Genomic DNA, 14,665 nt, shown 5'->3' with positions numbered 1-14,665 from the left:
CGGGAGAGTTGCGGATGCACCGGGACCGGGCCTGTGGTGTAGAAGACCCCGGGACAGGGAACCTCATCCCCCGGCAGGGAAGCGAGTTGCCTCACCGTCGACTAGGGGACGCGGGTTCGAGTCCCGCCCAGGGCGCAGCAAAGGGGGCCCGGCAATGCGCCGGGCCCCTTTTTCATGCCGCGGAACAGGTCGGTGACAGGGAACCGGGCGAACCCGTGCCCTGGAAACCGAACTCGACGTATCCGCCGGCCGGGATCTGGCCGTTGAAGGTGACGTTGGTAAATGTGGTGCCGGTTCGGTTGGCATTCCAGGTATTGGTGACGGCGGTTCCGGCGGGAAGGGTCAGGCCGACGGTCCAGCCATTGACGGCGGTGGCGGCCGAGACGCGGATCGTGGCGACGAAACCACCGGTCCAGGCGTTGACCGAAGCGGTCGCCGAGCACCCACCAACAGGCGGCGGGGGAGCAGTAGTAGGCGGGGGAGTAGTAGGAGAAGGCGGCGGCGTGGACGAAGAGCCCAGGACGGGGGTCGTCCAGTCGGCCCAGTCGGCGAGCCGGCCCTGGGCCTTGCTCGCGATGCGGATCACGCCGGGGTCGGAACCGGTCCTGAGCAGGTGTTTGCGGATGTTCTGCTGCAGCGGCGTCCGCCACTCGGCCCGGTTGGCGCAGTGTGTGCCGTCCGAGACGTCCGACCAGTACGAGATGTTGTCGCCCGCCCCGAGCGCCTTGTAGACCTCCGCCGCCCCGAGCGCGGCCACACTGGCCGACCGCGGCCCGAGGTTGGCGATGTGCGGGTTGTCCATGATGAACAGTCCCCGCGGAGCGACCATGGCCGCGATCTGGTGGGTGTCCACGGGAAGCCGCTGCGGACTACCCGTGAACGAGCCGAACGCGTCACCGAGCCACGGCTGTTCCCCGTACGCGGAGGAAAGGCTCTGCGCGCCTTCGCCCGGAACGCCGCGGAAGATCGGTGCGCCCGCGGTGCCCGACTCGATCGGCATGGTGAGCGCGATCCGCTGGTCGAACGCGCCGATCACGAAGGCGCCCTTGCCGAACCGGGAGCAACCGGTCACTCCGGTGGCGTCGGCCCGCAGGATGCTGCCGCCGGACTGCTCGAGCACGTCGATGATCCGGCTCACGCCCCACGACCAGGCCATCAGGAGTCCGGTCGGGCTGGTCGCGCCGTAGATGCTGTAGAACGCGCCCTGTTTGTTGGTGCGGCCGGTGCCTTCCTTCCCGACCGCGTACGGGTCGTAGTTGATCACAGCCGCACCGGCCGCCTTGATCGACGCGGTGTCGGCACCGAACCCGCCCAGCACGACGACCGCGGGGAACGGTCCGGTGCCGCTGGGGAGCTCGACCCGGGCCGTGAAGCTCGAGCTGCGGCCCTGGTGGCTGACGTTCACGGTGATCGACGAGCTGGACACGGTGCCGGTGACCGACTGGGGTTTGGCCGGTTTCTCGCCGTAGACGAACTTCTCGGACAGCCGTTTGATCTCCTCGCGCCGGCAGGTCCACTCGGCGCGGGTGCTGATGCGGGTGCCGTCGATCTTCCTGAACGGGTCGGGGAGTTTGGCGTTGGTGGGCAGTGCGCCGGTGTCGGGCAGGGCGGGGACGGCGCAGTTGGCGCCTTCGTCCTCGACACCTACGGCCGCTTGGGCGGGAAGGGCGGCGGCCACCGTGACGCAGGCCAGCAGCGTCACGATCGCCGTGCGGATCGGGGGACGGGTCATCAGAGCTCCTCCGGACGAGCGGGGATTGGGAGCGCTCCCAGTGGCAGTCTCCGACTCGGTATCGAAAAGTGTCAATAACTTCTCGGAAACTTCCGGGGATTCGTGACCGAAACTCTCGGCCGAGTAGGGGCCGGAGGGGCGTGAGTTGACTTCTACAAGCGAATAAAAGAAGGTAAGCCTCAGCGTAGTTAGGTTTGGCTTACCTAGGAGATCTCGATGACGGCCATCTACCTGATCGGGCTCCGGGAAGGGCTGGAGATCACGTTGGTGGTCTCCATCCTCGTCGCGTTCCTCGTCAAGTCCGACCGCAAGCCGCTGCTCAAGTGGGTCTGGGCGGGCGTGTTCGTGGCCGCCGCCCTGTCGATCGGATTCGCCGCGCTGCTCCAGTTCGGCATCGCCCAGCTCTCGTTCACCCACCAGGAACTCTTCGAGGCCATCGCCTCGCTGGTGGCGGTCACCTTCGTGACCTGGATGATCTTCTGGATGCGGCGGATGGCCCGCCAGATGGGCAAGGAACTGCGCGGCCGCATGGAGGACGCGATCCAGGTCGGCCCGCTCGCCATCGTCGGCGTCGCCTTCCTGGCCGTCGTTCGCGAAGGGCTCGAGACCTCGATCCTGTTCTACGCCGCCGCCCAGGGCGCGGCCGACAGCGCCCGTCCGATCATCGGCATCACCCTCGGCATGCTGACCGCCGTGGTGTTGGGCTGGCTGCTCTACCTGAGCGCCGTCCGGATCAACCTGACCAAGTTCTTCACCTGGACCGGCGCGCTGCTGGTGCTGGTCGCCGCGGGCATTCTCAAGTACGCCGTGCACGACTTCCAGGAGGCCGGCGTGCTGCCCGGGCTCAACAACCTCGCGTACGACATCAGCGCGAGCTGGCCGCCCGACACCTGGTACGCCGAACTGCTGCGCGGCATGGTCAATTTCACGCCCGCGCCCACCGTGTTCGAGACGATCGCGTGGCTCGCGTACGGGATCCCCGTTCTTGTGCTCTTCCTCTGGCCGGCCCGCACCAGCAAGCCGGCGCCCGAACCCGTCAAGTCCTCTTGAGGAGATCCATGCGCACCCCCCGTTTGCTCGCCATCGTCGCGGCCGCCGCGGCGACTGTCCCGCTCGCCGCGTGTGGCGGCAACGATGAAGCCGGCACGGCCTCCGGCGCCAGCGGCAAGATCACCGTCGACGCCTCGGACACCGAGTGCAAGGTGGCCGCCGCCGAGTCGGACGCCGGCACCGTCACGTTCGCGATCACCAACAAGGGCAACAAGGTCACCGAGTTCTACGTCTACGCGGCCGGTGACCGGGTCATGGGCGAGGTCGAGAACATCGCGCCCAGCCTGTCCCGCGAGTTGATCGTCGAGCTGGCCGCGGGCACGTACGAGACGGCCTGCAAGCCCGGCATGATCGGCAAGGGCATCCGGAACGCGTTCACGGTCTCGGGTTCGGCCCCGGCGCTGACCGAGGACGCCAAGCTGGCCCAGGCGACCAAGGACTACCAGCGCTACGTCAAGAGCCAGACCGGTGCGCTGATCGAGCAGACCACCGCCTTTGTGAACGCGGTCAAGGCGGGCGACATCGAGAAGGCCAAGGGGCTGTTCCCGATCGCCCGCACCTACTGGGAGCGGATCGAGCCGGTGGCCGAGAGCTTCGGTGACCTCGACCCCAAGATCGACGCGCGTGAGGCCGACCTGGCGCCGGGCGAGAAGTGGACCGGCTTCCACAAGCTCGAGAAGGACCTCTGGGTCAGCAAGGACGTCAGCAAGTCGGGCCCGACCGCCGACCAGCTGCTGGTCGACGTGCAGACGATCGTCGACAAGTCGGAGACCGTGACGCTCTCGCCGGTGCAGCTCGCCAACGGCTCCAAGGGCCTGCTCGACGAGGTGGCCAGCGGCAAGATCACCGGCGAGGAGGACACCTTCTCGCACACCGACCTGTGGGACTTCGCGGCCAACGTCGAGGGTTCGCAGGCCGCGATCGCGGCGCTCCGCCCGGCGATCGAGGAGAAGGACGCGGCGCTGGCCAAGACCCTCGACGAGCGGTTCGCGTCGGTCGAGGCGGCGCTCGAGAAGCACCGGCAGGGCGACGGCTGGGCGCTGCACAACACGCTCAGCGAGGCCGACCTCAAGGTGCTGAGCGACGAGATCAACGCGCTCTCCGAGCCGATCAGCAAGGTCGCCGCGCTGGTCGCAGGTAAGTAAGGACGCAGCATGAAACGACGCAAGGTGATCGGGCTGGCCGGAGCGGGCGTAGTAGGAGCTGCGACGGCCGGTACGGTCGCCTGGCGCATGGCCGACGATCCGGTCGCGCCCGCGGCGCCGGCGCCTGATCGGATCGAGTTTTACGGTGAGCGGCAGGCCGGCATCATCACCCCGGCCCAGGACCGGCTGCACTTCGTCGCGTTCGACGTGATCACCAAGGATCGCGATGCCCTGATCGACATGCTGCAGTCGTGGACGGCGGCGGCCGCCCGGATGACCGCGGGCAAGGAGGCCGGCGCACTCGGTGCGGTCGGCGGCGTGCCCGAGGCCCCGCCCGAGGACACCGGCGAGGCGCTCGGCCTGCCCGCGGCCGACCTCACCATCACCATCGGTTTCGGCCCGAGCCTGTTCGACTCCCGCTTCGGGCTGCGGGCCAAGAAGCCGGCCGCGCTGGCCGATCTGCCCAAGTTCCCGGGCGACACCCTCGACCCGGGCATCTCGGGCGGCGATCTCTGCATCCAGGCGTGCGCCAACGACCCCCAGGTCGCGGTTCATGCCGTACGCAACCTCGCGCGCATCGGCATGGGCGTGGTGAGCGTCCGGTGGTCTCAGCTCGGGTTCGGGCGTACGTCGTCCACGTCGACCTCGCAGGCCACCCCGCGCAACCTGTTCGGCTTCAAGGACGGCACCGCCAACCTCAAGGCCGAGGAGGCCACGCTGCTCGACGAGCACCTGTGGGTGCACGCGGGCGACGGGCCGGACTGGATGGCCGGCGGCTCGTACATGGTGACCCGCAAGATCCGGATGCTGATCGAGACGTGGGACCGCACCTCGCTGCTCGAGCAGGAGACGATCGTCGGGCGGGACAAGGGCGAGGGCGCCCCGCTGAGCAGCAAGGCCGAGTTCGACGAGCCCGACTTCGCGGTCGAGGGGGACGACGGCGAACCGTTGATCGCCCAGGATGCGCACGTCCGTCTGGCCCATCCGACCGAGAACAACGGCGTCCGGATGCTGCGCCGCGGCTACAACTTCGTGGACGGCTCGGACGGGCTGGGCCGGCTCAACGCGGGGCTGTTCTTCATCTCGTACCAGCGGGATCCGCACAAGCAGTTCGTGCCGGTGCAGACCAAGCTGGCTCGGCTGGATCAGATGAACGAGTACATCCGGCACGTCTCCAGCGGCCTGTTCGCCTGCCCGCCGGGGCTGGCCGCGGCCGACGACTACTGGGGTCGCTCGCTGTTCGGCTAACCCACAGGGTCGATCGATAGGGTCTGCGCGTGACCACACCACCGACCGGGGGCGGGCGGCGTCGGCCCGGACAGCTCGAGACCGAGATCATGACGGTCCTCGACGCGACTCCGGGCTCACTCACTCCCGGTGAGGTGCGCGATCTTCTCGAACCGGACGGATCGCTCTCTTACAGCACAGTTGTGACCACTCTCACTAGGCTGTTCGAGAAGGGTGCGGTGGCTCGGCAGCGGGACGGACGGGCCTTCCGGTACGGCGCATTGAGCGCCCCGGCCGGCCTCGTCGCCGATCGAATGAGCCGGTTGATGGCGGTGGAACCCGACCGGGCGACCGTTTTGCGGCGCTTTGTCTCCACTCTGCACCCGGACGACGAACGTCTTCTGCGTGAACTTCTGCAAGAGGACTCCTCCGACGAGTGAAGGCGAGTGACCCGGTCTTCCTGTGGCCTTGCTGATAACTGGATGCTGTTGGCAGCAGATCGGTGGCAGCATGAATATCTCTGTGCGCGCGGGGGTGTCAGATGCGCGCCGGCCTTCTGCGAAGGCCCACCAAGCTGGGGGAGTTCTTTCGTGACCGACCAAGCCGCCGCGCCTCCGGGCAAGCTGGACGCCGCGGTTCTCAAGATCGCCGGAGTCGTCGTACTCGGCGCGATCATGTCGATTCTCGACATCACCGTCGTCAGCGTCGCCCTGCCGACCTTCCAGACCGAGTTCAACGCGACGTACGCCCAGGTCGCCTGGACCATGACCGGATACACCCTGGCCCTGGCCACGGTGATCCCGCTGAGCGGCTGGGCCGCCGACCGGTTCGGCACCAAGCGGCTCTACATGCTGGCCCTGCTGCTGTTCACCGCCGGTTCGGTGCTCTGCGCCACCGCGGGCTCGATCGAGCAGCTGGTCGCCTACCGGGTCCTGCAGGGCCTCGGCGGCGGCATGCTGATGCCGATCGGTATGACGATCATGACCCGGGCCGCCGGTCCGGAGCGGATCGGCCGGCTGATGGCCGTGCTCGGCGTTCCGATGCTGCTCGGCCCGATCGGCGGCCCGATCCTGGGCGGCTGGCTGATCGAGGCCGCGAGCTGGCACTGGGTGTTCCTGATCAACCTGCCGATCGGCATCATCGCCCTCGTCTACGCGCAGTTCGCGCTGCCCAAGGACGAGGCGCACCCGTCGGAGTCGTTCGACTTCGTGGGCATGCTGATGCTCTCGCCGGGTCTGGCCCTGTTCTTGTTCGGCGTCTCGTCGCTGCCCGAGACGGGCACTATCACGGCGACCAAGGTGTGGGTGACCATGCTGATCGGTGCCGTGCTGGTGATCGGCTTCGTCTTCTACTCGTTCAAGCCGAAGCACCCGCTGCTCGACCTGCGGCTGCTCAAGAACCGCAACCTGAGCGTGGCCAGCCTCTCGCTGTTCGTCTTCGTGATCGCGTTCATGGGTGCCGGCCTGCTCTTCCCGAGCTACTTCCTGCAGATCCGGGGTGAGTCGACGCTCGACGCCGGCCTGCTGATGGCGCCGCAGGGCATCGGTGCGGTGCTGACCATGCCGATCGCCGGCATGCTGGCCGACAAGATCCCGGTCGGGCGGACCGTGCCGTTCGCGATGGTGCTGATCGCGGCCGGGTTCTTCGGGTTCACCCAGGTCGGCACCGACACGTCGTACGTGTTCCTCTGCGGCTCGCTGTTCGTCATGGGTCTCGGCATGGGCGGCACGATGATGCCGATCATGACGTCGGCGCTGCGGACACTGCAGCCGGTCGAGGTGGCCCGCGGCTCCACGCTGGTCAACATCCTGCAGCAGATCGGTGGCTCGATCGGCACCGCGATCATGTCGGTCATCCTGACCAGCCGGCTCAACGGCTCGGCGGTCATCCCCGGGGCGGCCAACCCGCAGACCGGTGAGCCGCTGACCGAGGCTCAGGCCGCCATCGCGGTCAACCACGGGGCTCAGCTGCCGATCCCGCCCGACATTCTGCAGCGTGGTCTGCAGTTCGCCGCGGACTCGTTCGCGACGACGTTCTGGGTCGGCTTCGCACTGGTCGTGGCGACGTTCATCCCGATCGCGTTCCTGCCCAAGCGGCGGAAGCCGGCGACGGGTGGCGCGCCCGGCGAGCCCGCGGTGGAAACGCCCATTTTGATGCACTGATTTCCGGGCAATTTCGCGACGCCCCGGTCCACTCCTCGAGTGGGCCGGGGCGTTGTGCCGTTCCGGCTGTTACAAAGGCGGACAAAGAAACGCGAGAAATCCTCGATCACCCGCCATTCACCTGGGGCGATGCTTAACCGTTACCGGAAAGAGAATCGCTGGTCATGCTCGTTCCATAATCTCCCCCGGATCACCTGCTTCCGGAGGAAAATCTTCCATGCATCGATATTTGCGCGGCGGCCCATCCGCAGCGTCGCTACGAGCGATCGGCGCGGCCGCGCTCGCCACCGCGATCGGCGTCAGCCTGGCCGGACCGGCCGTGGCCGCCGAGCCGGGCGACCCGTTCATCAGTGAGATCCACTACGACAACGCCGGTGCCGACACCGGTGAGGCGATCGAGATCCAGGCCCCGGCCGGGACCGACCTGACCGGCTGGTCGATCGTCCTCTACAACGGCAACGGCGGAGCGCCGTACAACACCGCGACCCTCAGCGGCGCTGTCCCGGCGGCGGGCGTGGTGGTGCAGAACTACCCGACCGACGGCATCCAGAACGGCTCGCCCGACGGCGTGGCCCTGGTCAAGCCGGACGGCTCGGTCGCCGAGTTCCTCAGCTACGAGGGCGGCATGACCGGGGTCGGCGGGCCGGCCAACGGCCTGGCCGCCACCGACATCGGCGTCGCCGAGACCGCCTCGACGCCGGTCGGCCAGTCGCTGCAGAAGATCGACGGCACATGGACCGGCCCGGCCGCCTCGTCGTTCGGGGCGATCAACGGGGGCACGACGCCTCCGGAGGAGCCGCCCGCCGGATCCTGCGACACCGCCGTCACCCACACGATCGCCCAGGTGCAGGGGGCCGGCGCGAGCACCCCGCTGACCGGCACCAAGGTCACCGTCGAGGGTGTCGTCACGGCCGACGAGCGCACCGGCGGCTACAACGGCTTCTACGTGCAGACCAAGGGCTCCGGCGGCGACCGCCCGGTCAACGCCACCACCGCCTCGGACGGCATCTTCGTCTACTTCGGCACCAACGCCGCCAACGCCCCCGCGATCGCCGTCGGCGACCAGGTGCGTGTCACCGGCACGGCCACCGAGTTCAACGGCCTGACCCAGATCACCACGGCGGCCAAGGCCGACACCGCGGTCTGCGCGTCCGGTGTGGCGCTGCCCGCCCCGGTGGCTCTGAGCCTGCCGCTGGACGACGCCGCCCGCGAGTCGGTCGAGTCGATGCTGGTCGCGCCGGTCGGCGCGTACACGGTCTCGGACGTCTACAACACCAACCGGTACGGCGAGATCATCCTGGCCGCCGGCAACGAGGCCGCCCCGATCCCGACCGACAAGGCCCGCCCCGGTTCGGCCGAGGCCGCCGCCCTCAAGGCGGACAACAAGGCCCGCCGGATCCTGGTCGACGACGGCAAGACCACCAACCTCGCCACCGCGGGGCTCCCGCCGGCGTACCTGACCAAGGACAACCCGATCCGGGTCGGCGACGCCGTCGAGAAGTTCGGCCCGAGCGTGCTGAGCTTCGGCTTCAGCGAGTGGCGCCTGCAGCCGACCGACTCGGCGAACCTGCAGACCACGTTCAAGGACAGCAACCCGCGTACGGCGGCTCCGGCCAACGTCGGCGGCGACGTCCGGGTGGCCAGCTTCAACGTGCTCAACTACTTCGTCCACTTCGGTGGCGAGGCCCGCGGCGCGACCGACGCGGCCGCGCTGGCCAAGCAGCAGGCGAAGATCGTTTCGGCGATCAGCGCGCTGGACGCTGATGTCGTCGCCCTCATGGAGATCGAGAACTCGGTCCGCTTCGAGGACAACGACCCGCAGTTGGCGCTGAAGACCCTGGTGGGTGCGCTCAACGCGGCCGATGGTGCGGGGACGTGGGACTACGTTCGCTCGCCGGCCGACCTGCCGGGCGCTGAGCAGCAGGACTTCATCACGGCGGCGATCATCTTCAAGCCGGCCGCGGTGACCCCCAAGGGCGCCTCGCGCTCGGTCAACGACGAGACGGTGTGGTCGAACGCCCGCGAGCCGATCGCGCAGACCTTCACCGCCGGGTCGGCCACCTTCACCGTGGTCGCCAACCACCTCAAGTCCAAGAGCGCGTCGACGCCGCCGAGCGGTGACAACGTGGACACCGGGGACGGGCAGGGCGCGTACAACGGGGACCGCAAGCGGCAGGCCGCCGCGCTGGCCACCTTCGTCAAGTCGCTCGGCACCGACGACGTGCTCCTCTTGGGCGACTTCAACGCGTACAGCCAGGAAGACCCGATCCAGGTCCTGGCCGACGCCGGCTACAAGAACGTCGCGAACGCCGACCAGGCTTCGTACGTCTTCGGCGGCGAGTCCGGTTCGCTCGACCACGCCCTGGCCAGCGCTTCGCTCGCGTCCAAGGTGACCGGCGTCGACGTCTGGAACATCAACTCGGTCGAGTCGTTCGCTTACGAGTACGACGGTTACGCGCCGTTCTACAACGCCGACCCGTACCGGGCCAGCGACCACGACCCGGTCGTGGTCGGCCTGAAGACCAAGGCCAGCGGCCCGGTCGACCTGCAGCTGCTCAGCATCAACGACTTCCACGGCCGCCTCGAGCAGCCGTCCGCCGGCAACGGTGGCGCCGCCCAGCTGGTCGGCATGGTCAATGAGCTGCGCAAGGCCAACCCGAACACGGCGTGGATCTCGGCCGGTGACAACATCGGCGCCTCCACCTTCATCTCGGCGATCGACAACGACAACCCGACGCTCGACGTGCTGAACTCCGGCAAGCTGGCCGTCTCGGCGGTCGGCAACCACGAGTTCGACAAGGGCCTGGCCGACCTGCAGGGTCGCGTCGAGGACCGGGCCGACTTCCCCTACCTGGCCGCCAACGTCTACAAGGACGGCGAGCGGGTCCTGCCCGGCTACAGCGTGCAGACCCTGGGCGGGATCAAGGTCGGCTACATCGGTGTCGTCACCGAGCAGACCGCGTCGCTGGTCAGCCCGGACGGCATCGCCGGCGTCGAGTTCCGCGACCCGGTGGCCGAGGCCAACACCCTGGCCACCCAGCTCTCCGACGGCAACGAGGCCAACGGTGAGGCGGACGTGCTCGTGCTGCTGGCCCACGAGGGCGCGGCGACCGAGAACATCAGCTCGGCGGCGGCGCTGCAGGCCGACCCGGTCTTCGGCGACTTCACCCGGGTGAGCGCCGACATCGACGCCATCTTCAGCGGGCACACCCACCAGCCGTACGCGTTCCAGGTTCCGGTCCCCGGCACCGACCGCACGCGCCCGGTGATCCAGGCCGAGGACTACGGTCTGCGCCTGGGCAAGGCCGTGCTCACGGTCGACCCGGCCACCAAGACGGTCACGGCGTCGACGGCCGAGCTGCTCAACGTCACCGGCGCCCCGTCCGACGCGGCGGTCGCCGACATCGTGGCCAAGGCCAAGGTGACGGCGGACGAGCTCGGCAAGCAGCCGCTCGGCAAGATCACGGCGGACATCAAGCGGGCCTACAGCGCCGCCGGTGCCGAGGACCGTGGCGCCGAGTCGGTGCTGGGTAACTTCATCGCCGACGTGCAGCTCGACCAGACCAGCGCGGCCGGCCGTGGCGGCGCCCAGATCGCCTTCATGAACCCGGGTGGTCTGCGCAACGACCTGCTCTTCGGCACCGACGGCACGGTCACCTACGCCAACGCGTTCGCCGTGCAGCCGTTCGCCAACGACGTGGTCACCCAGACGCTGACCGGTGCGCAGATCAAGCAGGTGCTCGAGGAGCAGTGGCAGCCGGAGGGCGCGTCCCGCCCGGTGCTGCACCTCGGTTCGTCGAAGGGGCTCACCTACTCGTACGACGTCAGCCAGCCGCGGGGCTCGAAGATCATCGCTTCGACCCTCAAGCTGAACGGCACCGTGCTCTCGCCGACCGGAACCTACCGGGTCACGTCGAACTCGTTCCTGGCCGCCGGTGGAGACAACTTCACCACGCTCGGCCTGGGCACGAACCGGATCACCACCGGCGACAACGACCTGACCATGCTGGTCAACTACTTCGCCGCGAACACCCCGATCACCGCTGACCCCGCGCCGCGCAGCACCCCGGGCACGGCCACCCCGGCCGACACCACTCCGCCGACCGGCACCTTCAAGGTGGGCGCCACCGCACTCTGGGCGGGCCAGGAGGTGACGCTGACCCAGGTCGCCCTGGCCGACGACGTCAGCGCCGCCGACAAGATCAAGAAGGTCGTCACCTGGGGCGACGGCACCACCTCGGAAAGCCTGACCCACACCTACGCCAAGGCCGGCAACTACACCGTCTCGGTGCAGCTGACCGACGAGGCGGGCAACAAGGCCGCGGCCACCATCCAGGGCACCGCGGTCGTCAAGGTCACGGCGCAGCCGAAGGGCGTGTCCCTGCTGGCCCCGCAGTCGATCTGGGCCGGGCAGTTCACGGTCCTCGCCGTCAGCCGCTTCGACGGCGCGTCGAAGCTGGTCGTCACCTGGGGTGACGGCGCCACGGCGAGCATGTCGGCCAACGGTTCGCTGATCGCGCACACCTACACCAAGGCCGGCACCTTCCCGGTGACGGTCACGCCGTACAACGCGGCCGGTGCGGGCACGGCGGTCAAGGTCGGCTCGGTCAAGGTCACGGCCGACACGTACGCCCCGAGCGTGCGCTTCGTCGCCCCGTACAACCCGGCCTCGTCGTCCTCGTGGCGCTCGCTGTCCGGTCTGACCAGCGACTCCGGCGTGGGCGTGGACAAGGTCTCGGCCACGCTGATCCAGGAGCGGTCGGGCAAGTGGTACTACTTCGACGGCGCCCGCTGGACCAAGGCGTCGTCCCAGTCGGACGCGGCGGCCAAGGCCAAGGTGCTGACCGACACGCCGACGCTGTTCTTCGGAACGTGGAGCATCGGCATCAAGGGCGTCGAGAAGGGCGCCCTGAAGGTGACCTACTGGGCGACCGACAAGGCCGGTAACTCCTCGGCCAAGCAGGTCTACTCGGTGAACGTCACCCGCTAGTCGCCACACGAGAAAGCCCCCGTCTCCCGGTGTGGGAGGCGGGGGCTTTCCCGTACGCGGGCAGGCCGCTCAGACCACGAAAGCCAAGGAGCGGTGGTCGCGGGGCGCTGTGTACGCCTTGGGCAGCCGGTATCCACGTGCGGCGAGCAGCGTCCGCAGCCGGTCCGGGTAGTCGGTGATCAGGCCGTCGACGCCGTCGTCGAGCAGCTTGGCCATGGTCGGCACGTCGTCCACGGTCCACGGGATCACCTTGATCCCGTACGCGTGCGCGTGCTCGACCATCGCGCGGGTGACATAAGGCCGGTAGCCGGGATCGGTGACCTTGCCGTTCTGCGGGAAGCCGTGCACGGGCGAGAACGCAGCGGCGCCGAACGACTTGATCGCCCGGATCGGGTCGCCGCCGAAGTCGTCGATGTCGAGACCGCCCAGCCACGGCGATCTACCCGGCTGCCCGGTCTGCAGGAAGTCGTAGTTGGTCAGGGCGACCAGCGGCAGCCGCGGTTCGACCCGCCGCATGAGCATGAGTGAACCCCAGTCGAAGCTCTGGATGGTGACCTGGCGCAGCATCCCGGCCCGGCGGATCTCGGCCGCGGTCACCCGCACGAACTGCTCGCGCGGCGCGGTCTCGGCCGGGGCGCCGGCCTCGACCTTCGTTTCCACGTTGAGCTTCACGCCGTGTGCCCGGTAGCGCTTGACCAGGGCGAAGACCTCGCTCAGGAGCGGCATGCGGGCGCCCGCCGCGGCCACCTGCTCCGGCATGTCGGGCAACGTCTTGGAACCACAGTCGAGCGTGCGCACCTGGGCCAGCGTGAGCGTGTTGACGTACTTGCCGACGTACGGGAAATCGGGGTCTCCGCTCTTGATCGGCCCGGTGTCGGTGCACTTGGCCGCCGAGACCTGCCGGTCGTGCGTGACCACGGCGCGCCCGTCCTCGGTGATCTGCACGTCGAGCTCGAGCGTGCTCACGCCGATCCGCAGCGCGTTGCCGAACGAGGCGAGTGTGCTCTCGACGCGCAGTCCGAGGCCGCCGCGATGCGCCTGAAGGTCGAAGGCCGGGGCCGGGGTGGGCGCGGTGAGAACGCCGGCCGCCAGGAGGGCCACAAGAGGGATATGCATTCATGCAGCGTCCAACGATCGGAAGGCATCTATATGAACCGATGGCGGCCAGGGGCCGGAATCTCGGCCACCAGGGTGGCGAGCGCGGTCGTGATCGGCACCGAGGCGACCAACCCGATCGTGCCGACCGCGCTGCGCAGGATCTCCTGGCCGAGGAACTCGCTGGTCAGCAGGTCGCCCACGGGCTGCGGGCCGGCCGCGATCAGCAGCAGGAGCGGGAGCGAGGCACCGGCGTACGCGAGAACGATGGTGTTGACGGCCGATGCGACGTGCGCCCGGCCGATGCGGATGGCGGCCCGGTAGAGACTCCAGCGCGTGTGGCCGCCGGTCTGCGCCAGCTCGGCCACCGTGGTCGCCTGGGTGACCGTGACGTCGTCGAGGACGCCGAGCGCGCCGATGATGATGCCGGCCAGCAGCAGGCCGCGCATGTCGATGCTGCCCTGCGTGACCGCGAGGAACGAGTCGTCGTCGTTGGCGATGCCGGTCAGGTGCAGGGTGGCGGTGAACGCGACGCCGAGCACGCCGGTGACGATCAGGCTGGCCAGCGTGCCGGCAACCGCGACCGAGGTGTGCACGTCGACGCCGTGGGTGAGGTAGAGCGCGGCGAACATGATGGCCGACGAGCCGACCACCGCGACCAGCAGTGGTGGGGAGCCGTCGAGGATCGCCGGGATGATGAAGAACAGCAGGACGCCGAAGCTGATGGCCAGGCCGACCAGCGAGGTGAGTCCGCGCCACCGCCCGAAGACCAGGATGACGGCCACGGTCAGGGCCAGCATCCAGATCAGCGGTCCGCCGCGCTGGTGGTCGACGATCGTGTAGTCGGACCCGCCGGGCACCGCGCCGGGGAAGTAGAGCAGCACGATGTCGTCGCCCGGAGCGACCTTGATCGCGCCCGGACCCTGAGGAAGATCCACTGTGGTTTCCGGGCCGTTGTCGACGCGTACGGTGGCTTTCTGCGTGGTGACGGCGGTGACCGTGCCCTTGACCCGCTCGCCGCCGGGGTCGGTGTTGCTCAGTTCGACCCGCCCGGGCCACATCACCAGCATCGCGATCAGAGTCGCCACGGCGGCCGGGACCAGCACGGCGGTGACGATAAGGCGGGTGCGCCGATTCATGGAGGCAGGTTAGTCCGACTCGGAAAGCATGAATGAATGCACATATTCGTAGTTGACGACAGTTAGACGGTTGCCGAATCAACGACAAGAGTATTGACAAATAGGACTCCGGGAAAACTCTTGGC

General features: G+C 68.7%; 9 protein-coding genes. 6 read left to right on the top strand and 3 right to left on the bottom strand.

The window, feature by feature from the left end:
• Positions 1-172: 172 nt before the first annotated feature.
• Positions 173-1,732 carry a glucuronyl esterase domain-containing protein gene (locus KOI35_RS07870; protein ID WP_215785351.1) on the bottom strand — a complete coding sequence of 520 codons (1,560 nt, stop codon included), beginning with the start codon at positions 1,730-1,732 and terminating at the stop codon, positions 173-175.
• A 216-nt stretch (positions 1,733-1,948) separates the two neighbouring features.
• On the opposite strand from KOI35_RS07870, the gene efeU reads away from it, so the two are divergent.
• The 6 genes from efeU to KOI35_RS07840 all read left to right on the top strand — a co-directional run bounded on the left by efeU (position 1,949) and on the right by KOI35_RS07840 (position 12,306).
• A complete protein-coding gene (gene efeU / locus KOI35_RS07865) occupies positions 1,949-2,782 on the top strand; it encodes an iron uptake transporter permease EfeU (RefSeq protein WP_215785350.1) in 834 nt (277 codons plus the stop codon).
• Positions 2,783-2,790: 8 nt separating this feature from the next.
• Positions 2,791-3,927: an iron uptake system protein EfeO gene (efeO, locus tag KOI35_RS07860; protein ID WP_215785349.1), complete on the top strand. Its 1,137-nt coding sequence runs from the start codon at positions 2,791-2,793 to the stop codon at positions 3,925-3,927.
• 9 nt (positions 3,928-3,936) lie between these two features.
• Complete coding sequence (efeB, locus tag KOI35_RS07855; RefSeq protein ID WP_215785348.1) at positions 3,937-5,175, top strand: iron uptake transporter deferrochelatase/peroxidase subunit; 1,239 nt, start codon at positions 3,937-3,939, stop codon at positions 5,173-5,175.
• Between the two features lie 29 nt (positions 5,176-5,204).
• Positions 5,205-5,594 (top strand): BlaI/MecI/CopY family transcriptional regulator, encoded by a 390-nt coding sequence (locus tag KOI35_RS07850; RefSeq protein WP_308120845.1) that lies wholly within the window; start codon positions 5,205-5,207, stop codon positions 5,592-5,594.
• 150 nt (positions 5,595-5,744) lie between these two features.
• Positions 5,745-7,316: a DHA2 family efflux MFS transporter permease subunit gene (locus KOI35_RS07845; protein WP_308120844.1), complete on the top strand. Its 1,572-nt coding sequence runs from the start codon at positions 5,745-5,747 to the stop codon at positions 7,314-7,316.
• Positions 7,317-7,533: 217 nt separating this feature from the next.
• A complete protein-coding gene (locus KOI35_RS07840; protein ID WP_215785346.1) occupies positions 7,534-12,306 on the top strand; it encodes an ExeM/NucH family extracellular endonuclease in 4,773 nt (1,590 codons plus the stop codon).
• Between the two features lie 69 nt (positions 12,307-12,375).
• Here the strand turns inward: KOI35_RS07840 and KOI35_RS07835 are convergent, their stop codons facing one another.
• A complete protein-coding gene (locus KOI35_RS07835) occupies positions 12,376-13,422 on the bottom strand; it encodes a glycerophosphodiester phosphodiesterase family protein (protein WP_215785345.1) in 1,047 nt (348 codons plus the stop codon).
• Positions 13,423-13,451: 29 nt separating this feature from the next.
• Positions 13,452-14,540 (bottom strand): YibE/F family protein, encoded by a 1,089-nt coding sequence (locus KOI35_RS07830; protein ID WP_215785344.1) that lies wholly within the window; start codon positions 14,538-14,540, stop codon positions 13,452-13,454.
• Between the last annotated feature and the right edge of the window lie 125 nt (positions 14,541-14,665).

The organism is Paractinoplanes bogorensis (assembly GCF_018829635.1).
GTDB lineage: Bacteria > Actinomycetota > Actinomycetes > Mycobacteriales > Micromonosporaceae > Actinoplanes > Actinoplanes bogorensis.
Note: the sequence above shows the minus strand (reverse complement) of the source record. Positions and strands in the feature narration are given on the sequence as shown.